This is a genomic window from Brachybacterium sp. SGAir0954 (assembly GCF_005490785.1).
GTDB lineage: Bacteria > Actinomycetota > Actinomycetes > Actinomycetales > Dermabacteraceae > Brachybacterium > Brachybacterium rhamnosum.
Genome location: NZ_CP027295.1, coordinates 780,048 through 804,743, shown reverse-complemented (window position 1 = coordinate 804,743; position 24,696 = coordinate 780,048). Strand labels below are relative to the sequence as shown.

19 protein-coding genes are annotated in these 24,696 nt (G+C 71.0%); 6 read left to right on the top strand and 13 right to left on the bottom strand.

The genetic code is table 11. From position 1 onward, the window contains the following. The first annotated feature begins 1 nt into the window (after window position 1). On the top strand, window positions 2-1,408 hold the full coding sequence (gene nhaA / locus C1N80_RS03600; protein WP_137769525.1) for a Na+/H+ antiporter NhaA: 1,407 nt from the start codon (window positions 2-4) through the stop codon (window positions 1,406-1,408). Between the two features lie 62 nt (window positions 1,409-1,470). Here the strand turns inward: nhaA and C1N80_RS03595 are convergent, their stop codons facing one another. The 5 genes from C1N80_RS03595 to C1N80_RS03575 all read right to left on the bottom strand — a co-directional run bounded on the left by C1N80_RS03595 (window position 1,471) and on the right by C1N80_RS03575 (window position 9,853). Next, complete coding sequence (locus C1N80_RS03595; RefSeq protein WP_137769524.1) at window positions 1,471-4,050, bottom strand: alkaline phosphatase PhoX; 2,580 nt, start codon at window positions 4,048-4,050, stop codon at window positions 1,471-1,473. A gap of 200 nt (window positions 4,051-4,250) precedes the next feature. Further along, a complete protein-coding gene (locus C1N80_RS03590; RefSeq protein ID WP_137769523.1) occupies window positions 4,251-4,688 on the bottom strand; it encodes a universal stress protein in 438 nt (145 codons plus the stop codon). Window positions 4,689-4,725: 37 nt separating this feature from the next. Beyond that, on the bottom strand, window positions 4,726-6,171 hold the full coding sequence (locus C1N80_RS03585) for an APC family permease (protein ID WP_137769522.1): 1,446 nt from the start codon (window positions 6,169-6,171) through the stop codon (window positions 4,726-4,728). A 40-nt stretch (window positions 6,172-6,211) separates the two neighbouring features. Further along, window positions 6,212-7,765: an LssY C-terminal domain-containing protein gene (locus C1N80_RS03580; protein ID WP_137769521.1), complete on the bottom strand. Its 1,554-nt coding sequence runs from the start codon at window positions 7,763-7,765 to the stop codon at window positions 6,212-6,214. A gap of 291 nt (window positions 7,766-8,056) precedes the next feature. Continuing rightward, entirely contained in the window at window positions 8,057-9,853 is a 1,797-nt protein-coding gene (locus C1N80_RS03575; protein ID WP_137769520.1) for an MFS transporter, read from the bottom strand. Between the two features lie 117 nt (window positions 9,854-9,970). Here C1N80_RS03575 and C1N80_RS03570 point away from each other — a divergent pair, with 117 nt between their 5' ends. Then, on the top strand, window positions 9,971-10,804 hold the full coding sequence (locus C1N80_RS03570) for an aldo/keto reductase (protein WP_137769519.1): 834 nt from the start codon (window positions 9,971-9,973) through the stop codon (window positions 10,802-10,804). A gap of 53 nt (window positions 10,805-10,857) precedes the next feature. On the opposite strand, the gene C1N80_RS03565 is transcribed toward C1N80_RS03570, so the two are convergent. The 6 genes from C1N80_RS03565 to C1N80_RS03540 form a co-directional block, all read right to left on the bottom strand. Beyond that, a complete protein-coding gene (locus C1N80_RS03565; protein WP_137769518.1) occupies window positions 10,858-11,346 on the bottom strand; it encodes a hypothetical protein in 489 nt (162 codons plus the stop codon). After that, entirely contained in the window at window positions 11,343-12,749 is a 1,407-nt protein-coding gene (locus tag C1N80_RS03560) for a DUF3696 domain-containing protein (protein WP_137769517.1), read from the bottom strand. Before C1N80_RS03560 ends, C1N80_RS03565 begins: the two co-directional genes overlap by 4 nt. A gap of 124 nt (window positions 12,750-12,873) precedes the next feature. Continuing rightward, window positions 12,874-13,638, bottom strand: a complete 765-nt coding sequence (locus C1N80_RS03555) for an ABC transporter ATP-binding protein (RefSeq protein ID WP_137769516.1) — start codon at window positions 13,636-13,638, stop codon at window positions 12,874-12,876. After that, a complete protein-coding gene (locus C1N80_RS03550; RefSeq protein ID WP_205750669.1) occupies window positions 13,635-14,720 on the bottom strand; it encodes an iron chelate uptake ABC transporter family permease subunit in 1,086 nt (361 codons plus the stop codon). Before C1N80_RS03550 ends, C1N80_RS03555 begins: the two co-directional genes overlap by 4 nt. Window positions 14,721-14,724: 4 nt before the next feature. Then, window positions 14,725-15,732 carry an ABC transporter permease gene (locus C1N80_RS03545; RefSeq protein WP_137769514.1) on the bottom strand — a complete coding sequence of 336 codons (1,008 nt, stop codon included), beginning with the start codon at window positions 15,730-15,732 and terminating at the stop codon, window positions 14,725-14,727. A 23-nt stretch (window positions 15,733-15,755) separates the two neighbouring features. After that, window positions 15,756-16,769 (bottom strand): siderophore ABC transporter substrate-binding protein, encoded by a 1,014-nt coding sequence (locus tag C1N80_RS03540; protein ID WP_137769513.1) that lies wholly within the window; start codon window positions 16,767-16,769, stop codon window positions 15,756-15,758. Window positions 16,770-16,951: 182 nt separating this feature from the next. Here C1N80_RS03540 and C1N80_RS03535 point away from each other — a divergent pair, with 182 nt between their 5' ends. Continuing rightward, on the top strand, window positions 16,952-17,518 hold the full coding sequence (locus tag C1N80_RS03535; protein ID WP_370297195.1) for an ABC transporter permease: 567 nt from the start codon (window positions 16,952-16,954) through the stop codon (window positions 17,516-17,518). Window positions 17,519-17,524: 6 nt separating this feature from the next. Here C1N80_RS03535 and C1N80_RS03530 read toward each other — a convergent pair whose 3' ends face one another. Beyond that, a complete protein-coding gene (locus C1N80_RS03530; RefSeq protein ID WP_168198005.1) occupies window positions 17,525-18,262 on the bottom strand; it encodes a phosphatase PAP2 family protein in 738 nt (245 codons plus the stop codon). A gap of 168 nt (window positions 18,263-18,430) precedes the next feature. On the opposite strand from C1N80_RS03530, the gene efeU reads away from it, so the two are divergent. The 3 genes from efeU to C1N80_RS03515 are packed head-to-tail and all read left to right on the top strand — an operon-like array spanning window position 18,431 to window position 22,241. Next, a complete protein-coding gene (efeU, locus tag C1N80_RS03525) occupies window positions 18,431-19,312 on the top strand; it encodes an iron uptake transporter permease EfeU (protein WP_137769511.1) in 882 nt (293 codons plus the stop codon). A 56-nt stretch (window positions 19,313-19,368) separates the two neighbouring features. Then, the gene (efeO, locus tag C1N80_RS03520) at window positions 19,369-20,703 is read left to right on the top strand and encodes an iron uptake system protein EfeO (protein WP_137769510.1); all 1,335 of its coding nucleotides are present in this window, start codon (window positions 19,369-19,371) and stop codon (window positions 20,701-20,703) included. 17 nt (window positions 20,704-20,720) lie between these two features. Further along, the gene (locus tag C1N80_RS03515; protein WP_370297194.1) at window positions 20,721-22,241 is read left to right on the top strand and encodes a Dyp-type peroxidase; all 1,521 of its coding nucleotides are present in this window, start codon (window positions 20,721-20,723) and stop codon (window positions 22,239-22,241) included. Between the two features lie 448 nt (window positions 22,242-22,689). On the opposite strand, the gene C1N80_RS03505 is transcribed toward C1N80_RS03515, so the two are convergent. After that, entirely contained in the window at window positions 22,690-24,561 is a 1,872-nt protein-coding gene (locus tag C1N80_RS03505; RefSeq protein WP_137769509.1) for a carbohydrate-binding module family 20 domain-containing protein, read from the bottom strand. Window positions 24,562-24,696: the final 135 nt, after the last annotated feature.

The following is a 24,696-nucleotide window of genomic DNA, read 5'->3' as shown; positions in this document are numbered from 1 at the left end:
GATGAACGACCACCCCTCCCCCTCGACCACCCCCGCCCGCCGCTCGGAGCGCATCCTCGAGCGCGGCACCTACCGCGAGTACCTGCGCATCGAGCAGATCCTCACCCGCGAGACGACGGGCGGCCTCGTGCTGCTCGCGGCGACCGTGCTCGCCCTGATCCTCGCCAACTCCCCCGCCTCCGGCGCCTACGAAGCCCTGCGCGACCAGCACGTCGGCGTCGACATCGGGGACTTCCACCTGCGCCTCACCCTCGGCCACTGGGCGGCCGACGGCCTGCTCGCGATCTTCTTCTTCCTCGCGGGCCTCGAGCTGAAGATGGAGTTCCTGACCGGCGACCTCCGCTCCCCCGGCAAGGCGCTCGTGCCGATGGTCGCCGCCGCGGGCGGCGTCGCCGTGCCGGCGCTGCTCTTCGTCGCGATCACCGCCGCCGGGCCTCCCGGCGCACTGCAGGGCTGGGCGATCCCCGCCGCGACGGACATCGCCTTCGCGCTCGCGGTGCTCGCCCTGCTCGGCTCGCACCTGCCCACCGCGCTGCGCACCTTCCTGCTCACCCTCGCGATCGTCGACGACCTCATCGCGATCATCATCATCGCCGTCTTCTACACGGCGGATCTGCGCCTGGGCTACCTCGCTCTCGCCCTCATCCCGATCGCCCTGTACGCGCTCGTCGCGCACCGGGCGGAGTGGCTGTTCAAGAAGCACTACGGCGCGGCCTGGCTCGTGCTGCTGCCGCTCGGGGCGATCACCTGGGCGCTGTTCCTGAACTCGGGTGTGCACGCGACCATCGCGGGCGTGGTGCTCGCCTTCATGATCCCGGTGCGCTCCCGCTCCCGGTACGGGGCGCGCTACTCCCTCGCGCAGACCTTCGAGCACCGCTTCCGCCCGCTCTCCACGGGCATCGCCGTGCCGGTCTTCGCGTTCTTCAGCGCGGGCGTCGCCGTGGGCGGGGTGAGCGGCCTGCTCGACGCATGGTCGAGCCCCGTCGCGATCGGCATCGTCGTGGGCCTCGTCGCCGGGAAGATCCTCGGGATCGTCGGCTCCACCTTCCTCGTGACGCGCCTGCGCGGCGCGCACCTGGACCCGGACATCCGCTGGGTGGATCTCGTGGGGATGGCGGGCGTCGCCGGGATCGGCTTCACCGTGTCGCTGCTGGTGACGGAGCTGAGCTTCGACCCCTCCGATCCCCTGCACGCGGCGGCGAAGGTCGGTGTGCTCACCGCCTCGGTGCTCGCGGCCGTCGTCGGTGCGGCGGTGCTGCTGCCCCGCAATCGCCGCTACCGGCGGATCGCGGAGCGGGAGGCGGTCGACGCGGACGCCGACGGCGTGCCCGACGTCTTCGCCCCCGAGCCGGCGGCAGGCCCCGGCCCCGCGGCCGACGGGACGCCCCCGGGCGGCGGCGCCCGCTGAACGCACGGGGCCCCGTGACGCAGGCTCGCGTCACGGGGCCCCGCTGCTCGGCGGCGGCCGGGTCAGCCCGCCTTGAAGGCGATCTGCTTCTCCTGGCGCATCCGGTAGAGGAACGCCGCGGTCGCGTCGCGGTTCATCGGGTTCGACGGGCGGAAGGTGCCGTCGGACCAGCCGGTGGAGATGCCCTGGTCCTTGAGCCAGGCGATCTCCTTGGCGAACTTCCGGCTCGGCTTCACGTCGGTGAACGGCGCCTTCGAGGGCGCGGCGACGTCGGGCGAGCCGGCGTAGCGGTAGACGAAGGCGGCCATCGCGTCACGGGTGATCGACTGCGTGGGACGGAAGGTCCCGTCGCCCCAGCCCTCGGCGATGCCGTTCTGGAAGGCCCAGATGATCGCGTCGTAGTGCTCCTGGCCCTTCTTCACGTCCGTGAAGGGCTCCGAGCGCGGCGGCGTGACCTTCGGGGCGCCCGCGAGGCGGTGCAGGAAGGCGGCCATCGCGTCGCGGTTCACAGGGGTCGTCGGGCGGAAGGTGCCGTCCGGGAAGCCCTTGGCGATCTGGTTGTCCCACGCCCACACGATCGCCTCGTAGTGCTCCTGGCCTGGCTTGACGTCCGTGAAGGGGCTCGTGGAGGTGGTCGGGAGGATCTGGACCACGGTGGGCTTGGGGCCGGTGCCGCCGTCGTACTCGGGGAACATCGAGGTGGGCTCGTCGAAGGTGCCGTCCTCGCCCGGGTGCTGCACGGAGACGAAGGCGGTGCGGTCCTTGTCGCGCACGATCGGGCCGCAGGTCTCCGCCTGGGCGGGCATGGAGGCGAACTGCTCGACGCGGCCGCGCTCGTCACCCTCGAGGGTCACGCGGAACAGTCCGTCGTTGTAGCCGATGCCGTCGGGGGCGCCGTCGGTGGAGATCCACAGGTTGCCGACGGAGTCGAAGGCGAGGTTGTCCGGGCAGGAGATCGGGGAGACCTTCTCCGCCGGGTAGCCGCCGAAGTAGGTGCCCTGGTCGGTCTCCGGGTCGCCGCAGACGAGCAGCAGGTTCCACGCGAAGGTCGTCGAGGTCTGGTCGCCCTTCTCGTCGATCTCGACGACGTGGCCGTCGCGGTTCTCGGTGCGGGGGTTCGCCTCGTCCGGGCCGGCCTTGCCGTCCGTGCCGCGGTTGGAGTTGTTCGTGCAGGCCACGTAGACGCGGCGCGAGCTGAGCGAGGGCTCGACGTCCTCGCAGCGGTCCATCTTGGTAGGGCCGACCTTGTCCGCGGCGAGGCGGGTGTGGACGAGCACCTCCTCGACGCTCATGCCCTCGACCTTGGAGTCGCCGGCGACGACGAGCGGCAGCCACTCGCCGGAGCCGTCGAAGGCGCCGTCGGAGGGGAGGTCGCCGGTGCCGTCGATCTCGGAGGCCGGGGAGTTGCCGGAGAACTTCGCGACGTAGAGGTCGCCGCTCTCCAGGAGGGTCATGTTGTGCTTCTTGTTCCCCTCCTCGTAGTAGCCCTCCGAGACGAACTTGTAGAGGTAGTCGAAGCGCTCGTCGTCACCGGAGTAGGCGACGACCTTGCCGTTCTCCGCGACGATGACGTTCGCGCCCTCGTGCTTGAAGCGGCCCAGCGACGTGTGCTTGCGCGGGGTGGAGCTCGGGTCCCACGGGTCGACCTCGACGATCCAGCCGAAGTGGTTCACGGAGTTCTCGAGACCCTCGGTGGTCGCGTCGAAGCGAGGGTCGATCTCCTGCCAGCCGCGGGCGAGGTCGTTCTCGCCGAGGCCGTAGCGCTTGTCCTCGGCGGAGGTGCCGGCGGTGCGGAAGTAGCCGTTGAAGTTCTCCTCGCCGGAGAGCAGTGTGCCCCAGGGGGTGAGGCCGCCCGAGCAGTTGCCGAAGGTGCCCTCGGTGTGGCGGCCCTTGGGGAACTGGGAGGTCTTCAGCAGGTCGGAGCCGACGGCGGGACCGGTGAAGTCGTACTCGGTGTCGGAGAGGAAGCGGCGGTTGTACTCGCTGTCCACGACCGGGGCGTAGGGCGCGGTGCGGGAGTCGCGCTTAAGCTCGACGACGGTGAGGCCGTGCGCGGCCATCGTGACCTCGGCGAGGGTCTTCGCGTCGGTGGAGTCCGGGAACATGATGTTCTCGTTCGTGTACTCGTGGTTCACGAACATGAGGGCGCGCTTGCCGTTGCTGCCCGGGATCTCCTGGATCTCGGTGTAGTCGTTGTTGTAGCCGAACTGGCGGGCCTGCGCCTCGCCCGACTGCGCGTTCCAGTCGAAGTCGGGGGCGTCGGACCACAGCTTCGCGCCCCAGGAGATGACCGGGTGCCAGGAGAAGCCCTCGGGCACGACGAAGCTGTCCTGCGTGTAGTCTACGGGCGCGATCGCCTCGAAGTCGAGCTTGCTGCCCTTCGGCGCGGCGGCCGCGGGGGCCATGCCGCCGAGGCCCCCGGTCGTGCCGGCGACGCCGATCGCGAGGGCGCCGGCGGCGGTGCCGCCCAGGAGCAGGCGGCGGCTCAGGACGCCGGAGACCACATCGCGGAAGTAGTCGTTGTGCGAGGAGTTGCAGGTCTCCTTGGTGCAGGCGTTGCCGCACTTCAGGGCGCAGGTCACGGCGGAGCGCTTGCCCCGCACGTGATCCTTCATGAGCAGGGGGAGGTCGATGAGGGCCACGGGGGTTCCTTCGCTGTCGGGGAGGGTTCCCGCCGGCACGGGGCGGCGGGCCGTCGTGACTCTCCGTCAGCAAAGTGAGGGGCAGAGCACGGGAAGGCGACAGCGAGGTGAACACTCGCCCCCGACTGCCCCTTCCGGGCACGGCGAGGCCCCGCCGGCACGTGCCGACGGGGCCTCGAGGCTGCGGTGACGCGGCCCGCTCAGGGGCGGCGGGGCGCGACGAAGCCCTCGGGCTTCACGAGCACCACCGGCGACGTGGACTCCATGACCACGCGCTGCGAGGTCGAGCCCAGCAGGATCTTCCCGATCGGGGTGCGGCGGCGGATGCCGAGCACCACGAGGTCCGGGCGGGTCGCCTCGATCGCATCGAGGATGTCGTCCGCCGGGTCGTCACGACGCGCGACGGTCTGGATCTCGACCTCGAGACCGGTCTCCGCGAGCCGCTCCGGGAGCGGACGGGGATCGGTCACTGCGCGGCCCTTGCGGGGATCCGCGCCGGCCTCGGAGGCCAGCACGAGCAGGCGGGCGCCGCGACGCTCCGCCTCCTCGACGGCGAAGTCGAGCGCCGCCTCGCTCGTGGCGCTGGGGACGTAGGCGAGCAGGATCGTCGGGGTCGACGAGGTGGGGGTGGAGGACATGGCAGCTCCCGGTGATGGAGGAGGGACGGGACGGGTGTCAGTCGCGACCGATGTCGTCGGGGTGGTGGAAGCGGGTGCGCCGCGCCTTGATCGCACTGTTGTAGATCCAGGTGGCGATGTAGAGCACGAGACCCACGGCCAGCAGGCCGCCCGCGATGACGTAGTTCTGCGCGGGCTGCGCGAGCGGCGTGACCAGGGCGAAGGAGGTCGCCGCGCCGATCCACGGCAGCACCGTGGGGGTGCGGAAGTGACGGTTCTCGACCTTGTCCTTGCGCAGCACGAGCACCGAGACGTTCACGAGGCCGAACACGGCCAGCAGCAGCAGCGCGGTGGTCCCGCCGAGGGCGGCGATCGTGTCCTCCGCGAGCACGTAGCGCACCGAGAGCACGAGGGCGAAGGCGAGCACCGTCGAGAAGACGATGCCGGCCCACGGGGTGCGGCGGCTCGCGAGGACCCCGCGCAGGAAGCCCGGCAGCACGCCCTGCTTGGACATGCCGTAGAGCAGGCGGGAGGCCATCATCATGTTGATGAGCACCGTGTTCGCGACCGCGAAGATCGAGATGAACGCGAAGATCGTGTCGATCGGGATGCCGGGGGCGCCCACCTTCACGACCTCGAGCAGCGGGGTCGTCGACTCGGTGAGGCGGCCGATCGGCACCACCGCGACCGCGAGGATCGAGATGAGCACGTAGATCACGCCGGTGATCGACAGGCCCGTGATGAGGGCCCGGGGGAAGTTCTTCACGGGGTCCACGGTCTCCTCGGCCATGTTGACCGAGTCCTCGAAGCCCACCATGGAGAAGAAGGCGAGGGCGGTGGCGCCGATGACCGCCATGAACATGCCCTTCTCGTCCTGCGTCTCGAAGAGGATGACGCGGGAGAAGTCGGCCTGGCCGCGGGCGACGGTGAAGAAGCCGACGACGATGACGAGCGCGAGGCCCGTCATCTCGATGGCGGTGAGCACCACGTTCGCCTTCACGGACTCGGCGACGCCGCGCAGGTTCACGAGCGCGACGATCACGAGGAACGCCAGGGCGATGCCGGTGGTGAGCGGCGCGGCCGCGTCACCGAGGCTCTCCTCGAGGCCGAAGGCCTTCAGCACGTTCTCCGCGAGGAAGATCGCGCTGTTGGAGGCCGACGTGATGCCGGAGGAGAGGACGGCGAAGGTCACCATGAAGGTGAGGAAGTGGATGCCGAAGGCCTTGTGCACGTACAGCGCGGCACCGGCGGCCTGCGGGTACTTGGTCACCATCTCCACGTAGGAGAGGGCGGAGACCATCGCGACGGCGAAGGCGATGATGATGGGCAGCCAGCCGGCGCCGCCGACCTCGCCGGCGACCTTTCCGGTCAGGGAGTAGACGCCGGTGCCGAGGATGTCACCGACGATGAACAGCAGCAGGAGCTTGGGCGTGATCGCCTTCTTCAGCTCCGGCTGGTCGCTCGCGCCCTCGGTGGGGGGCGCCGGGCGCGGGGATGCGCTCATGGGGGAAGCTCCGTCCGCTCGGGGAGAGGGTGGGGGAACTTTACCCCACGGTGTCCCCGGTCACGCGCGTGGGCAGGCGCTGGGTGCGCACCCAGAGGCGGGAGGCGTCGGAGGAGATCGCGAGCAGTCCCAGCACCGAGGCGCCGGCCGCGGCGAGCGCCGTGTGGGTGACGTCCCCGGCCGTCGTCGTGGAGACGGCGAGCCGGGTGATCGCGGTCGCCGCGAACAGTCCCATGAGCACGATGCGCGACCAGCGGCTGCGGCGCAGGATCCCCACCATCAGCACGAGCTGGACCGCGGCGAGGATCCCGACGGGCAGCAGCGTCGAGCGCTCGGGGAACATGACCTCCGCGTCCGGGAACCGCTGGGAGAGGTCGGCGCCGGCGAGCATCGACACGCCCTGCACGGCGAGGAGGACGGCCTGCAGCAGCACGAGACCTGCGGTGAACAGCACCGTCGGCGGCGGGAGGTGGTGGTCCACGGCGCCCGCGACGGCCTCGTGGATGTCGTCGACCGTGCCGTGCCACTGGGAGGCGAGCTCCCCGGGGCGCACGGCGGCGGCGCCCTTGGGGCCCACGCCGGTCCTCGCGCGGGCGGCGGCGAGCGCGCTCTGCGTCGCCGCGTAGGCGCGGGCCTTCATGACGGTCGTGCCGGTGGGGCGGTGCCGCGGCAGCATCATCGCGGTCGCGCCGTCGGAGCGGGCGGCCGCGCCGCCCACGTCGATGATCGGGAGGTCGCCGTCGGTGCGGAAGCGGTCACCCTGCCCGTTGCGCGAGTGGTACGCGGTGGAGAACCCCTCGATGACCTCGACCTCGATGTCGCGGTCCGCGAAGCGCAGGGTGTCGATGAGGTAGTCGCGCTCGACGTCGATGTTCTCGTCGATGCGGTGCGTGATCTGGAGGGTGAAGAAGGAGAAGCCGACGGCGCGGTCGTAGGTGCCGGCGGCGAGCCAGTCGCTGCGGTAGCCGCCGGGCAGCACGAAGTCCGGTGGCATCCTCCAGAACCGCACGTGGTGGCGCTTCGTGGTGGTGCCGCCCACCTCCTGCTGGTACGTGAAGTCATGGCGGCGGCCCATGAGGTAGAGGTCGGAGACGGGCGCGGCCGGGTAGGAGCGGCGCAGCACCGTCGAGCGGATCATGTCCCAGGCGGAGCCGACGGTCCGCTCCTCCGCGAGCACCCATCCCGCGCGCCGCATGGCGACGTGGAGGTCCTCCTCCGGGCCGTCGAGCGCGACATTCACGGGATCGGAGAGCACCCCCTCGGTGGTGCGCGTGCGGCCGAAGAAGTAGTCCGGCAGGTACATCCAGGTGAGCACCTGGTGCAGGCGCGGGAGGGTGATGTACGTGAGCAGCACCCAGAAGCCCACGAGGTACAGCAGCCGCGCCGGCGTGAGCGAGATGCCCTCGAGCAGGTAGAGCACGGCGAGCCACACGGAGACCACGAGGCCCGCGACGATGAAGAGGGTGTCCAGCAGCGCGTACAGCTCGAAACGGCCGCCGACCGGGGAGTGCCCGCGATCGTGGTCGTACCCCGGCTGCTCCGCGGGGACCGGGCGCTCGAGCGGCGACAGGCGCGCGCGGCGTGCCGGCGTCACCCGGGGTGTCCCGGCCTGCTCGAGGTCATGCCCCCATCGTAGGGCCGACGCACGGGACCGCCCTGGGCGCGCCCGCCGCCCCCCACCCCCCCCCGCGACCCGCTTCGCCCCCGTCGGCCTCGTCGGCCCCGTCGGCCCTGCCCCGTCGGCCCCGCCCCGCCCCGCGGGCCACGGGACCTCTTCGTACGGGTCGGCCCCTCAGAGCCGGGACCCGTACGAAGAGGTCCCGTACCCGCGAGGAGCCGGGGGGCGGAGCGGCGGACGGGGCGGTGGGCGGGAAGCGGCGACGGCTCAGGCGGGGCGGCGGGCGGCGCGGGCGACCTGGACCGCGCCGAGCAGGCCCAGCAGCAGGAAGAGCGCGGCACCGGCGAGGGCGAGGCGCGAGCCGTCGGTGAAGACGAGGTCGAGCTGGGCGATCGCGGCGCTGCTCGCGGTGCCGTCCAGGGCGGGGAGCACGGAGCCGGCGGTGTCGGTGAGCGCCTGTCCGTAGCGGGCCGCCTCGCCCGTCAGGCCGCTCGCCCCGGAGGCGAGGCCCGCGCCCAGCAGCGCGCCGGAGATCGCGGTGCCGAGCGCCGTGCCCAGCTGCCGCACGGTCGACTGCGTGGCCGAGCCCTGCCCGGACTGCGCGACCGGCACCGGGGCGAGAACGGTCGAGGTGAGCTGCGCGGAGGCGAGGCCCAGGCCCAGGCCGTAGACCACGAGCACGACGACCAGCAGGGCGATCGGGACGCCCGGCCGGAGCACCCCCGCGAGGACGCTCACGCCGAGCAGCTCCGCCGCGAGCCCCACGATCACGGTCGCGGGGGCGCCGATCCGCGCGGCGAGGTGCCGGGCGGCGGTGCCGGAGGCGAAAGCACCGAGCGCCATGGCCGCGAGCACCAGGCCGGAGGCGAGCAGGCCGAGGCCCTCGACGTCCACGAGGTAGAGGGGCAGCACGAACAGCAGGCCGAACTCCCCCACGGCGACGGCTGCGGCGGTCACGTTGCCCCAGGCGAAGCCGGGCAGGCGGAAGAGGGTGAGGTCGAGCAGCACCCCGTTGCCGGCGGCGGCGCGGCGGGCCTCGACGAGCGCGAAGGCGCCGAGCAGCGCGAGGCCGGCGAGGATCAGCCCGGGGGTGAGGGAGAGGCCGGCGGGGCCGGTGAGGCTCAGCGGCCCGATCGCGAGCGGGGCCTGCGCGGTCCACCAGCCCATCGTCGTCCCCTCGATGATGCCGATGACGAGGGCGGCGAGGCCGGCCGCGCTGAGCAGAGCGCCCGGCAGGTCGAGCCGCTGCGCCCGGAGCCGTGCCGGTGCGGCGGCGCCTGCCGCACCCGCCGCGCCGGCCGCGCCTACCGCGCCTGCCGCACCCGTGGTCCCCGCGCGGCCGTCGGCCGCTTCCTGCCGGGTCTCGGGGACCCAGGCGAGGGTGCCGGCGATGACGAGGGCGCCGATCGGCACGTTGACCGCGAAGATCCACGGCCAGGAGAAGGAGCTCGTGAGCCAGCCGCCGAGGAGCGGGCCGAGGGCCGCGGCGCCGGCCATGACCGCGCCCCAGACGCCGAAGGCGGCCGCGCGCTCCTTCCCGCGGAAGGTCGCGTTCACGGTGGAGAGGGTCGAGGGGAGGATGAGCGCGCCGCCCACGCCCTGCACGAGGCGCGCACCGATGAGCGATCCGGCGCCGCCCGCGAGCGCGGCGAGCACGGAGCCGATGACGAACATGGCGGTGCCGACGAGGAAGAGCCGGCGCCGTCCGATCCGGTCGCCGAGCCGGCCGACGACGAGCAGCAGCGCGGAGAGCACCGCGGCGTAGCTCGTGGACACCCATTGGGCGTCGGTGAGGTCCAGGCCCAGGTCGCGGACGATGTCCGGGAGGGCGACGGCGACGATCGAGCCGTCGATGACGATGAGCGCGAGGCCTGCGGCGAGCACGCCGAGCGCCTTCCAGCGGCGGGGGTCCGCGGCGGGGTCGGGCGCGACGGCGGGGTCGGGGCCGACGGGCGGAGCCGGGCGCGCGGGGTCGACGGGTGCGGCGGGCGCGGGCACCGCTCGGGCGGTGGGATCGGGGGCGGCCTGCGCGGTCGCCCCGGGGGCGGGGCGGTTCGTTCTCATGACCCCCACGTTATGACGCCGCGTCAGCTCCTGCTATCGTCCGAAGGGTTGATCCCGCCCGGCACCCCGCGCGTACGCTCGGCGACGATCCCCCTGTTCCTGAGGAAAGGCGCTCCGATGCCCACCGTGCCCTCCGTCCCGCTCAACGACGGCCGCTCCATCCCCCAGCTCGGCTACGGCGTCTTCAAGGTGGACGCCGAGGTCACCGCCGACGTCACCGGCCAGGCCCTGCGCGCCGGCTACCGCCACGTCGACACCGCGAGGATCTACGGCAACGAGGACGGCGTGGGCCAGGCCCTGCGCGACTCCGGTCTGGACCGCGACGACGTCTTCGTCACCACCAAGCTCTGGGACGACGCCCACGCCCACGACGACGCGATCGCCGCCGCCGAGGCCTCCCTCGAGCGCCTCGGCATCGAGCAGGTCGACCTCTACCTCATCCACTGGGCAGCCCCCTCGCAGGGCAAGTACCTCGAGGCGTGGCGGACGCTCATCGAGCTGCGCGAGCGCGGCCTGGTCCGCTCGATCGGCGTCTCGAACTTCCCGCTCCCCCAGCTCGAGGAGATCATCGAGGCGACCGGCGAGGTCCCCGCCGTGCACCAGATCGAGCTGCACCCCTACTTCCCGCAGGCCGAGCTGCGCGAGGCGCACGCCCGCCACGGCATCGTCACCGAGTCCTGGGGCCCGCTGGGCCAGGGCAAGTCCGACCTGCTCGAGAACCCGGTGATCACGGAGGCGGCCGCCGCCCATGGCGCCACCCCCGCGCAGGTCGTGCTCGCCTGGCACCTCGCGCACGGCATCGTCGCGCTACCCAAGTCCGTCACCCCGGAGCGCATCGTGGAGAACCTCGCCGCGGCGGAGCTCCGGCTCACCGCCGAGGAGATCGCCGCGATCGACGGCCTGGACCGCGGCGAGGCCGGCCGCGGCGGAACAGACCCCGCCACCAAGTAGTCAACCTCCGCGCGGTTCAAAGCGAACCTTTTAACTCAAAGACAAGGGTGGGACTACGCACAGTCCAGTTCATCGACCGCAACAACGTCTATCGAATGCTTCTTGTGCAGCACCTTACGGACCACACTCGTAAAGTCTGCATAATCATTCGATGCGAGTAGCCTGTCCCTTGATCCAGCCGCCGCCCCTAAGACAACTTGATCCTTGCGGTTCTTGGGAATCAGCTTCCGAATTTCCTTTCGGAGCGCATCGTCGGGACGGTTCGCAAATACCACCCTCCCATTAGCAAGGCAGAAGATCAGCAACTGGAGGCCGACGCCCCCTGGCGGGAGCGTTTCGCGATACTCCGCAAATAGAAGACTGGTATGCGGGTCGGGTTGACTCTTCCCATTATCATCAAGCACCCACTTCACCGCCGAATCCCGCATCCAGCCCAACAGTTCGCTAGCGTTAGCTTGAAGAGGAGAGGCTGGATTGTCAGCATGACTCAACACATTAGTATCAATGACAATGTCACGCTTGCAGCGCTCCGCGATTCTCATTGCATACCCCCCTTAATCGCCTGGGCGGCGGCGAGAGAGAACGCCTCCTGGAGTTGATCCTCGAAGAAGCCATTTGGCCACTCATTTCGATCGACTTCGCCATATTCCCCTACGACAATTTTTCGAAGGCTAGTCTGCCCATCCTTGGACTCCACGAAGTAGACGTTGACATCCTCCGCCGAAAGCTCACCTTCGGCAATACGCCTACGGACTCTCATCAACAAGTGTTCGCTATGGGTTTCAACGACAGTTCGTACACCCGACTTGGATCTATTGATCAGAAAATCCGCAAGAATTGACTGCTGTGCGGGGTTAAGATGAATTTCTGGCTGCTGGGAAATGATAGTTGCTCCCGCCGGAGCGACGACGCCCTGCGTAAGCAACGGAATGACCTGAGACAGTCCGACGCCCGTGTCGGCCAAGTTTACTTTCAGTCCGGACGGCGTATGCAACTTCGCCTGAAAGTATTCGCTGCCGATCGCCTCGAACTCTAGCCGACCGTATCCCAGGCGGTTAAGCCAGCTATCAACCTCGTCCTTACTTTCAAGGCCGCGCTCCCTAAAAAGAAGCTCCGGCGCACTCTCTCCCGCTACCCCTACTTCCGAGGGTGGCTCCGCACTCATTCTATATGTACGCAAAGGAAGTGACCGGAGTGGCCCAAGGTAGGAGATTCCGTGTAAGAAAACACTAAGGGCGAAGTTAGCGTCTGTTTGAGTTTCATACAGCCGGTACGCCGCGTTATACCATTCGCGAACCGCCGCCCAGCGAGCTTCATTTTCCCGGACACTCCGCGGAAGCATCAGTCCGCCGTGGCCAGAGAATAAGAAGTTCTCTGGCTGCTCTTCGCGCAACGACTTTCGAACCGCCGTAATCTCCCTATAAGGTCGCCCGGCGGCGGCTTGACTAGGCAGCAATGTGGACGTCACATTAAAAGGAGATGCGGCACCCTTTCTGCTCCTGGAGACCAAGACGTCTCCGTTTGGGGCAAAAAGTCGCTGGCGCCGCAGATATGGATTTCCGGAATCGTCTGCCGCAAAGCAATTCTCGATACTGAGTGGCTGTGATGGCCGGCGCCTCGGGTACGGGAGCGGCGCATCCATGGAAATCTTGAAATCGATAATCCCATCGGGATTGTGGTCGGTTACATAGTCGGAGAACGGCCCCAGATCGACAAGGGGACCTCGACCAAGCAGGGCCGTCTGTGGATCCTTTGCGCCAAGAGTTTGCTTGAGCAGAAGGAGCGGCGCATAAGTGGAAGACTTGCCAACATTGTTTCGCCCGATAAGTATTGTTATACCGGACAGGCTAAACTTCGTGCGCTTCTTGAACCCTCGGAATCCAGTCCACTCGAGACGAACTTCCTCCAAGATGCACCCCCGGATGTCAATATAAAGATCGATCACAGAACACAAATGAGGCGACCGTTAATGAACCGTCTCTCGGTGTTGTCAACAACTGAGATCCCAAGCATACCCAATCGAGCGGAAGTAACTCTAGACGCAGTTCGCCTGGGGCATCGACTCGGTACTAGTAGTACACGGCGAGGGGGCCGTCGGGCCCGTCGATCACCTGCACGTCCGTGTCGAAGACGCGGCTGAGTAGCGCCCCGTCCATGATCTCGGCGACCGGCCCGGACTCGACGACCCGGCCGTCCTTCATCGCGATGATGCGATCCGCGTAGCGGGCCGCGAAGTTCACGTCGTGGAGCACGACGACGATCGTGCGGCCCAGCTCGTGCGCCGCCGCGTGCAGGCGCCGCATCATCTGCACGCTGTGGCGCATGTCGAGGTTGTTCAGCGGCTCGTCCAGCAGCACGTACTCCGTGTCCTGGGCGAGGACCATGGCGACATAGGCGCGCTGGCGCTGCCCGCCGGAGAGCTGGTCGAGGTAGCGGGACTCGAGCTCCTGCAGGCCCAGGAAGTCGATGGCCTCGCTGATCTTCTGCTCGTCGGCCGCGGTGAGGCGTCCCTGCGAGTGCGGGAAGCGGCCGAAGCCCACGAGCTGGCGCACCGTGAGCCGGGTGATGAAGTGGTTCTCCTGGCGCAGCACGGAGAGGACCTTCGCGAGGTCCTTCGAGGCGGTGCGGGAGACGTCGTACCCGGCGACCTCGATCGCGCCCTCGTCGATCCCGAGCAGCCGTCCCACCATCGTGAGCAGGGTGGACTTGCCCGCGCCGTTCGGGCCCACGAGGGCGGTGACGCCGCCGGCGGGGATCTCGAGGGTCACGGGCCCGATCTCGACGGTCCCGTCGGCGGAGCGGTAGCGCTTGCGCACCGTGTCGATGGCGATCACAGACGACCCTTCCGCAGCAGCACGACCAGGAAGACCGTGCCGCCGACGAGCTCGATGATGACGGAGACCACGCCGCCGGCGTAGAAGACGTGGTCCATGACGAGGTAGGCGCCGGCGAGCACGACGAAGCCGAGCAGCACGCCGAGCGGCAGCAGCAGGCGGTGCGCGTGCGTGCCCGCGAGCTGGTAGGTGAGGGTCGCGACGAGGAAGCCGAAGAAGGTCATCGGCCCCACGAGCGCGGTCGAGGTCGCCATGAGCACGGAGACCAGCACGAGGACCAGGAGCGTCTGCCGGCGGTGGTCGACGCCCACGTTCAGGCACACGTCCCGGCCGAGCGCGAGGACGTCGAGCTTCCGCGCGCTCAGCCAGATGCTGGCGCCCGCGATGCCGGCGAGGCCGATCGCCCAGGGCAGGTACTCGACGCGTGCGTTGGAGACGGAGCCGAAGAGCCGCGCGGAGAGCACGTCGAACTCGCTCGGGGTGAGCAGGCGCTGCATGAAGGAGGAGATCGAGCCGAGCCCGCCGCCGAGGATGATGCCGATCAGCAGCATGACCTGCATGTCCGCGTAGCGTCCTCGCAGCAGCCAGCCGTAGAGCAGCATCGACAGTCCCACCATCGCGGCGACCTGGAGCAGGAACTGCCCGGTGCCCTGGATCGCGACGACGCCGGCCACACCGAGCACGTAGACGGCGGTGGTCTGGATGGCCGTGTAGAGCGACTCGAAGCCCAGCAAGGACGGCGTGATGATGCGGTTCGCGGTCACGGTCTGGAAGGCGATCGTGGCGGTGGCCTGGCAGAACGCCGCGATCAGCATCGTGGTCACGGAGGTCGCGCGCATCTGCGCGATGAGCCGGAAGCCCTCGCTGCCCGGCGGCATCGGGTTGCCGACGGCGAGCAGGGCGTAGGCGCAGCCGCCGGCGACGAGCAGGAGGGCGATGAGCACGATCAGGTAGCGGCGGCGGGAGCGGGCGTCCGCGAAGGCGCCGGAGCCGCTGCGCGCGGCGGTGGCGACGGGGACGTCGGGGGCCGGGCCGTCGGGACCAACGGCAGCGACGGCGGTCCCGGCGATCGGGGCGGTCACGCGCTCAGCCACGTCGGCGCTGCCGCAGGAGGAGGGCGATGAACACCGCGGCGCCGACGACGCCGAGGATGAGGGACACGGGCACCTCGAAGGGCATGATGACGATCCGGCCCACGAGGTCGCACAGGGTGACCACGCCGATGCCGAGCAGGCACACCCACGGCAGGTTCGAGCGCAGGTCGTCGCCGCGCAGCATCGAGACGATGTTGGGGACCACGAGCCCGAGGAATGGCAGGTTGCCGACCACCACGGTGACCACGCCGGTCGCGACGGCGACGAGGGCGGTGCCCGCGAGGACCATCCGCCGGTAGCTCACGCCGACGCTCGTCGCGACGTCCTCGCCGAGCCCCGCGACGGTGAGGCGGTCCGCGAGGACGAACACCGCGACCGCGACGAGGGCGACGACCCACAGCACCTCGTACTGGCCGCGCAGCACCGAGGTGAAGGAGCCGGCGAACCAGACGCCGAGGATCTGCAGGGCGTCGAACTGGAGCGCCACGAAGGTCGAGACGGAGCTGACGACCGCGCCGAGCATGAGCCCGATGATCGGGACGATGAGGGAGCTGCGCAGGGTGACCCGCTGCAGCACGGCGAAGAAGACCATCGTGCCGATGAAGGCGAAGACGACGGCGACGCTCATCCGCGTGAGCAGCGAGGACTGCGGGGCGAGGATCATGACGGCGATGAGGCCGAGTCCCGCCCACTCGGTGGTGCCGGTGGTCGAGGGCTCGACGAAGCGGTTCTGCGTGAGCAGCTGCATGACCAGGCCGGACATGGCCATGGCGGCGCCGGCGAGGACGAGCGCGATCGTGCGGGGCACGCGGGTGATGGCGAACATCTGTGCGCCGTCCTCGGCGCCGAGGTCGTAGACGCCGGTGAACAGTGAGGCGACGAGCAGGGCGCCGACGACGGCGAGGCCGATCAGCAGCTTCGCGTCGAGGAGGCGCTCGCGACCGCGCCGGCGGGGTGCCGGCGCGGTCGCGGGTCGCGCGGTGGTGGCGCGGGAGGTCATGCGGGTGGTTCCTGCCCGGGGGCTCAGGCCTTCTTCTCGAGGGCGTCGGCGAAGCTCTCGAAGAACTCGGTGTAGGTCTGGATGCCCTCGTTGGTGTAGGTGTCCTCCGGCATGTAGAGGATGTTGCCCTCGGTGACGGCGGTGACGCCGGCGAGCGCCTCGGAGGCCTCGAGGACCTGCGCGGCGGGCTCGTAGGAGGGGTCGTCGGCGCTCACGGCGGCGTCGCGGTCCATGACGAGGATCCAGGCGGGGTTCGCGGAGGCGATCGCCTCGACGGAGATGTCGTCGCCCTGGTGGTCGTCGCTCGCGCCCTCGACCTCGAGCGCGGGGACCAGGCCTAGGGCCTCGAAGGTCCAGCCGAGGGTGCGGCCGGCGCCGGGGGCGATGAAGCCGATCTCGCCGCCGGAGACGTTCACGGCCATGACGGTGGAGGAGCCGTCGTAGGCGGCCTTCACGCGGTCCATGGCGGCGTCGAGGCCGGTGCCGAGGTCCGCGGCCTCGGTCTCCTTGCCGAAGATCGTGCCGAGCGCGGTGACCTGGCGCTTGAGCTCGTCGGCGAAGGGCTGGTCGTCGCGGGGGTCGAGCTCGAGCACGGTCGCGTCGGGCGCGAGGCGGGCGAGGTCGTCGTGGAATTGGGTGAAGCGCTGTCCGTTGATGATGAGGGTGGGTTGCGCGGCGACCACGGCCTCGAGGTCGGGCTCGCGGTGGTTGCCGAGGTCCACGATCGACTCGTCGGTCTTGTAGCCGATGGTCGTGGGCATGAGCTCGCGGGCGGCGGCGGTGAGGGTGACACCCCAGGCCTCGAGGGTCTCGAAGGTGCGGTTGTCGGTCGCGACGACGGAGGCGGGAGGCGTGACGATCGTCTGGGTGCCGTTGTTGTCCTCGATCTCGACAGTACCGACGGAGCCAGCGGCGCCGGCGTCGGAGGCGCCCGCGGCGGTGTCGGCGTCGGCGCCGCTGCAGGCGGCGAGGAGCAGACCGAGCGCTCCGGCGACGGAGGCGGATCCGAGGGTGCGGCGGCTGAGGGCGGTGGTCATGGGGAGCCTCGGGCTTCGTGAGGAGGGGAAGGGCGGGGTCCTGCGGTGCGGACGAACCGGAACCGAACATGCTGAGGTTAGCCTCGCCTCGCACCTTTTCGCCAGTTCGAGCTTGCTTTATTCCGGTCCGTAGACCGTGATCGTCGTCTCATCGCCCGCCCGTCATCACCGACGTGCGCTGGGTGGCGCTCGCCCTCGCGGTCATGTTCACCGTCGCCGCGGCCACGAGCGCCCGGCGCCTCGGCGACCTGCGCACGCACCTCCCCCTCACCGCCCTCGCCATGGGCGGCGGGGTGCTCGTCCCCCTCGCCGTGGTCTTCACGGCGGGGGCGATCGAGCCCACCGCCCGCTACGCCCTCGCGATCGGCGGGATCGTCATCGGCAACGCCATGACCACCTCGACCCTGGCCGGGCGCCGCGTCGTGCAGGCGGTCGACGACCGCTGGGACGAGGTCGAGGGCTGGCTCGCCCTCGGCGCCACCCCTCGCCGCGCGACCATCGACATGGCGCGGCACGGGCTGCGCGAGGCGATCATCCCCACCACCGACCAGACCCGCACGACCGGGCTCGTGACCCTGCCGGGCGCCTTCGTCGGCGCGATCTTCGGCGGCGTGTCCCCGCTCGAGGCGGGCCGCTTCCAGATCGTCGTGCTCGCCGCGCTCATGGCGACCGCCGCGATCACCTCCGCCGTGGTCGCCTTCCGCCTCGCACCGCGGACCGGCAAGGGGTCGAGCCGCGCCGCCGCCTGACCCCGTTCAGGTCCCGACGGGTCGCCGGGGCAGCCGCCCCTCGAGCAGGCCCGCGCACAGCACGGCGAGCAGCGGCACCAGCACGAGCGAGGCGACCACGTCGGTGCCGTGGTGCACGCCGAGCGCGACCCGGGACCACGCGGCCACCAGGGCGAGCAGCACCGCCCCCGCGATCGCGACCCATCGGCCTCGACCCGGCCGCAGGGAGAGCACGAGCGCGCAGCCGAGCGCCGCCGCGATCGCGGTGTGCCCGCTCGGGAAGCTCGACGAGGTCGGCATCGGCACCAGCAGCTGGTGCACGGTCGAGGGGTCGACGAGGTCGGTGGGGTCGGTGATCTCCGGTCGGGGCCGGGCCACGAGCAGCTTCACGAGCTTGCTCAGCGCCCACGGCACCGCCGCGAGCAGCGCCGTGCGCAGGCCCTCCTGCCCGCTGCGGCGACCCATCCCCACGGCCACGCCGAGCACGACCACGAGCAGCGGCGCCGTCCGCGGCCCCAGCACGAGGTCGACGAGGAGCGCGAGCCGGGCCCCGGCGCCGCCCGCGCTCACGGCGAGCGCCTGCTGCACACGCCGGTCGCCCCCGTCCAGAGCGCCGGTGCTCGTGAGCAGGTCCCCCGCGAGCACGGCGAGCGCCACGAGCACCACGAGCCCGACCGCGCGGGGGAGGTCCGCACGCAGGTGGGGCGGCGCGGGAACGGCGGTCGTGGGGGCCGGGCGATCCGGGGTCGAGGGCGGGAGGGGCATGCGGACCAGCATGCACCCGGCGGCGACGGCGGCCCGTCCGTCCACGTGCCCGTGAGCGGGGCCACATGTCCGGTGGAGGACCCCCGCTGGACAATTACGTGAGGGTCGCCTTACTTTTTGATCGACGACCCGCTGGGGGCCGCCCGATCCCTTCCGGAGTGCCACCGCATGTTCCTGCCCAACCTGCTCATCGCCCTGCGCGAGGGCCTCGAGGCCTCGCTCGTGGTGGGCATCCTCGTGGCCTACCTGGTCCGCTCGGACCGCCGCGACGTGCTGCCGCGGCTCTGGGCCGGCGTCGCCCTCGCCGCGATCGTGCCGCTCGCCGTGGGCGCCATCCTCACCTGGGGACCCAAGACCCTCACCTTCCAGGCGCAGGAGATCCTCGGCGGCACGCTCAGCCTGCTCGCGGTCGCGCTGACCACCTCGATGATCTTCTGGATGTCGAAGAACGCCCGCGAGCTCAAGCAGAAGCTCGAGTCCGGGCTCGAGAAGGCGCTCCGGGACGGTCGCGGCTGGGGCGTCGTCCTCATCGCCGCCGTCGCCGTGGGCCGCGAGGGCGTGGAGACCGCACTCATCCTCTGGGCGACCGTGAAGTCCTCCGTCGCGAGCTCCACCTGGGTCACGACCGCCGGGATCCTCACCGGCTTCGCCGTCGCGATCGTGCTCGGCGTGCTCATCTACCGCGGCGCGCTGCGGCTGAACCTCGGCACCTTCTTCACCTGGACCGGCGCGCTGCTGATCCTCGTCGCCGCCGGCATCACCGCCTACGGCGTGGGCGACCTGCAGGAGGCCGCGGCGCTGCCCGGCCTGAACGACCGCGCCTGGGACCTCTCCGCCGCGCTGCCCGCCCCCAGCTCCCCCGTGTACTGGCTGTACGTCCTGCTCAGTGCCATGTTCCAGCTCAACGTGAACCCCACGGTGCTGCAGGTCGTCGCCTGGTTCCTCTACCTCGTGCCGGTGGGCACCCTGTTCGTCCTGCGCACTCGCGCACCCCGCCGCCTCACCGTCGCCGCGCCCTCCGCGGCCGCCGTCCCCGCCGCCGACGCCTGAGCGTCGGCCCTCCCCCGATCACCCCCGCGCGATCCGTCGCCCGACCCCGGAGCACCATGACCCCCTCGTCCCGCGCCCTGCCCTCCCGCCGTCTCCTGCTGGGGAGCCTGCCGCTGGTGGGCCTCGCCCTCGCCGCATGCACCGACAACCCCGGCGTCGCCTCCCCCGCCTCTGACGGCGGCGGGTCCGGCGCGGTCGCCGTGACCCTCACGGACGACGCGTGCGAGCTCTCCACCGCGAGCGTCCCCTCCGGCCAGGTCACCTTCACGATCACGAACAGCGGCACCGTGCCCAACGAGTTCGAGATCCTCGCGGAGGACAAGCTGCGGATCATCTCCGAGAAGGAGAACATCGGCCCCGGCAGCAGCGTCGAGCTCACCACCTCCCTCGCGGAGGGCTCCTACTTCACGGCGAGCAAGCCGAACATGGTGGGTGCCCTCGTGGGCACCGCCGCCTTCACCGTCACCGCGGGCGAGGCCGTCGAGGTCGACGAGGACACCGCCGCCCTCGAGGAGAAGGCCGTCGCCGACTACACCGCGTACATCAAGGACCAGGTGGGCCTGCTGGTCACGAGCGCGAAGGAGTTCACCGACGCCTACGTGAGCGGCGACCGCGAGCTCGCCCGCTCGCTCTTCGCCCAGGGCCGCCGCCCCTACGAGCGCATCGAGCCCACCGCGGAGGCCTTCGGCATCGAGGAGGCCGGGGACCTCGACATGGCGATGGACGCGCGGGTCCAGGACCTCGCCGCGGACGCCGGCACCGAGGTCACCGACCCCTCCGTGCTCGAGGGCTGGACCGGCTGGCATCGCATCGAGGCGGACCTCTTCACCGAGGACGGCTCACCCTTCTCCTTCGCCGACGACGCCGCCCGCAAGGCCGCCGCCGACGACCTCAACAAGAACATCCAGACCCTCTACGACATCGTCTACGGCAAGCGCACCGGCCTCGGCGGCGCGGCCTTCACGATCACGCTGAACGACGTGGTCCAGGGCGCGCAGGGGCTCATGGAGGAGGTCGCGACCGGCAAGATCGTGGGCGAGGAGGACACCTTCTCCCACACCGACCTCGACGACTTCCAGGCGAACCTGCAGGGCGCCCAGGTCGCCTACGGGAACGTGCAGGCCCTCGTCGTCGCGAAGGACGAGGCGCTGGACAAGGACATCTCCGAGCGCTTCGACGCGGTCCAGGCCGAGCTCGACAAGCACACCGACGGCACCACGCCCGACGGTGAGCCCGCCTTCGTGGACTACTCGACCATCGCCTCCGTCCAGGAGGACGCGGGCGAGGCCCCCGGCGACGACTCCTACACCGACGCCCAGCGGGCGATCTCCGACGCGGTCAACGCGCTCTCGGAGAGCCTCTCGCAGGTCGCCGGCACGATCCTGCACTGAGCGACGGGGCGGGAACGGTGGATCGGCAGCATCAGGAGGACGTCCCCGGGGTCGGGACGTCGGCCGACGGAACGCCCGAGGGCATGCGGCCCACGAGCGGGACGACGCCCGACGACGTGGCGCCGGCGTCGGCGTCGGCCGACGGCTCCGCGCGCTCGAGCGGCGCCCGCGCGGGCGGCGTGGGCCGCCGCGGTCTGCTCGGCGCCGCCGGCGGCGCCCTGCTCGCGGGCGGTCTGCTCGGCGCGGCGGGCATGCGCGCCGCGGACTCCCGCGGCGGCGCCGCCGGGGAGGGCTCCGCGGACCCGCTCTCCCGTTCCCACCCCCTGCGCGGGGAGCACCAGTCCGGGATCACCACCGCCGCCCAGGACTACCTGTTCACGGCCGCCTTCGACGTCACCACGTCGGACCTCGAGGACCTCCGCACCCTCATGGCGGACTGGAGCGTCGCCGCCGAGCAGATGACCGCGGGCGAGCTAGTCGGCGGCGAGCCGGACCCGAACCCCTACGCCGCCCCGCGGGACACCGGCGAGGCCTGGGGCTACCCGCCCAGCTCGCTCACGATCACCGTGGGCGTGGGCCGCGGGATCTTCCTCGACGCCGACGGGAAGGACCGGTTCGGCCTCGCGTCCCGGATCACGGAGGTGCTCGAGGCGGGCATGCCGACCTTCGCGAACGAGGCGCTCCAGGAGAAGCACTCCGGCGGCGACATCATCGTGCAGGCCTGCGCGGACGACGCCCAGGTCGCGATGCACGCGATCCGCAACCTCACCCGCATCGCCTTCGGCACCGCGGCGCTGCGCTGGACGCAGATCGGCTACGGCCGCACCTCGTCCACGTCGACCGCGCAGGAGACCCCGCGGAACCTCTTCGGATTCAAGGACGGCACCCTCAACGTCAAGGCGGAGGACGGCGCCGACGTGCTCGCCGAGCACCTCTGGGTCGCCGAGGGCGACGACGGCGGCGACTGGCTCTCCGGCGGCACCTACCTCGCGCTGCGCAAGATCCGCATGCACCTCGAGGTGTGGGACCGCCTGCAGCTCGGCGACCAGGAGGCGACGATCGGTCGGGACAAGCGCTACGGCGCCCCGCTCTCCGTCGCGGACCCCTCCGCCTCCCGCGCCGAGTTCACGGCCCCGGACTACGAGGCCGCCGAGGGCGGGTCCCCGCTCATCCCGACGGACGCCCACATCCGCCTCGTCGCGCCGGAGAACAACGACGGGGCCCGGATGCTGCGCCGCGGCTACAACTACACCGACGGCTCGGACTCCCTGGGCCGGATCGACGGCGGCCTGTTCTTCGCGGCCTTCGTGCGGGACCCGCGGGCCGGCTTCTACCCGATCCTGGACCGCATGACCAGGAGCGACGCCCTCACCGAGTACCTGCAGCACGTGGCGAGCGGCCTGTTCGCGATCCTCCCCGGGATCGGGACCGGGGACACGATGTTCGGGCAGCGCCTCTTCGGCGTGCCCGGCTCCGCGGCGCCCGGCGCCGGCGGATCGGCGTCCGACGGCGGCGGCGCCTCCGACTCCGGCGCCTGACCGCCGCCTCCCCCGCGCCCCGAACCCCCACCTCCCCTGCAACCCGCCCCCACCTCCCCGCCCTGCGCCCCGCCCGGCCCCCTCCCTGCGTCCCGCCCCCTCCTCCCCGCCCGGCCCCCTCCCTGCGTCCCGCCCCCTCCTCCCCTCCCGATGTCCGTTTGCGCGCCTGAGTTCCACGAGCGGAACACAGGCGCGCAAACGGGCAGCGAACGAGCTCTGCAGGCGGGCCCGCGAGGCGTGGACCCACCGCGGCCGCACGAGCAACGTGTCCGATTGCGCGCTGGAGAACCATTGGTGGAAGCTCAGCGCGCAATCGGACACGGGTGAGAGGCGGGCCGAGCCGGGCGGGCCTAGCCGGGCGGGCCGAGCCGAGCCGAGCCGGGGCCGGGCCGGGTCAGCGGCGATCGGGGCGGGCCCGCCATGCTGCGGGCCCGCGCCGGTCAGGGTGCTACTTCCAGGTGTCGGAGAGGCTGAGCTTCCCGTCGGCGCCGACAGTCGCCGTGCGGTTCGCGCCCGACTCCCAGACGGCGGCGCCCGAGGCGTCGACCTTCACGTACTTGTACTCGAAGCTCGTGCCGGCGGGGAGGTCCACGGAACCGGTCCAGGCGGGGTAGCCGGCCGGGTCGAGGGCCACGCCGGAGGCAGGCTTCCAGCTGCCGAGCGCCGGCACGGAGCCGACGATCCGCACGTCCTGGCCCCAGGTGGTCGTGGCCTGCACGCTCACGGAGACCTTCCCGGCGACGGGCTCGTTGCCCGGGTCCGGCGTGGTGCCCTCGGAGGTCTTCCCCACCTGCAGGGCGAGCGCCCCGTAGGCGGGGAGGGTCGCCGAGAAGGTGCCGTCGGCCGCGACCGTGATCGTCTCGGAGCAGTTGCTCGAGGCGACGACGTCGCAGTACGTGCCCGCGGGGAGCGAGCTCGTGTAGGTGCGGGTGGTCGCGGAGCCGGTGTTGTTCATCGCGACGAAGCCCTTGTCGCCACGGCCGTAGGCGATCTGGTTGGCGCCGTCGTCCCACCAGTTCGTGACCTCGGTGCCGGCGACCGCGTTGTGGAAGCCGACCATGCCCTGGATCTCGGTCCAGCGCTGGGTGCAGGTCCAGGCGTCGGAGTCGCAGTTCGCGTCCGGCACGGAGGTGGCGGTCGCGCCGGGGGCGCCGGCGTCCTTGTCGGTGAAGGTGTAGCCCGAGTACACCGACGGGGAGCCGTAGGGGTAGGACAGCATGAACGTGTTGGCCAGGACGTACTTCGCGCCCCAGGTGGAGTTCATGGTCTCGCCGTTGCGCTCGGTGTCGTGGTTGTCGACGAACACGCCGGCCTGGTCGGAGGGCAGCTTGCCATCGGCGATGTGCTGCAGGTTCGCGATCGATCCGTCGAAGTCGGACTTCAGCTGGCGCGCATAGTCGAACTCGTGCACGTCACCGGTGCCCACGTACTCGGACTCCTGGACGGGCTCGCCCGAGGCGCCGATGACCTCCTGGACCCAGTAGGCGTCCGGGTCGGTGAGCTTCGACTTGATGGCGGAGAGGTCGCTCGCGGGGATGTGCTTCGCGGCGTCGATGCGGAAGCCCGCGACGCCGAGGGAGAGCAGGTCGTTCATGTACCCGGCGAGGGTGTCCTGCACGTGGGTCGAGCCCGTGCGCAGGTCCTGCAGGGACACGAGGCGGCAGTTCTGGACCTGGTAGCGGTCCTGGTAGTTCGTGATGTTGGTGCGGCAGTCGTTGAAGTCCTCGGCGCCGTAGATGCCGGGGAAGGAGTCGATGCCGTAGGAGCTGCCGGCGGTGCCGGTGCCGGAGCCGCCGTCGGCCCCGGTGGTGTGGTTGATGACGGCGTCGGCGATGACCTCGACGCCGGCGCTGTTGCAGGACTCGACCATGGCGGCGAACTCGGCGCGGTCGCCGAGCTTGCCCTCGATCTTGTAGCTCACGGGTTGGTAGGACGTCCACCAGGCGGTGCCCTGGATCGTCTCCTGCGGCGGGGAGACCTGCACGTAGCCGAAGCCGGCGGGCCCGATGGTGCTCTCGCACTCGGCGGCCACGGAGTCCCAGGTCCACTGGAAGAGGTTGAGGATGACGTCGCCGCGGCCGTTGGGCGAGGTCGCGCCGCCGCTCGGGATCGGGGGCGCGGCCTGGGCGGGCGGCGCCGCGGCCGGGGCGCCGGCGAGGGCGAGCAGAGTGGCGAGCGCGAGGGCCGCGAGCAGGCGGGCGAGCGCGCGCGGCCCGGGGAGGGTGCGCGCCCCGGGGAGGGCTGCGGCCGACGCCGTGGCAGGCGCCGATGCGGGCGTCGAGGCCCGGGGGATGCGGGGTCTGGGGACGGGGTGCTGCATGGGTTCTCTCCTTGTCGTCGACGACGCCCACCGTCGGGCTCGTCATCCGGCGGCGTCGCCGGGATCGGTGCAAGAACTTGCAGGATCTGGCCAGATCTTGCCGTGGAGAGTACAGGCTTCGTTCAGATTCGTCGA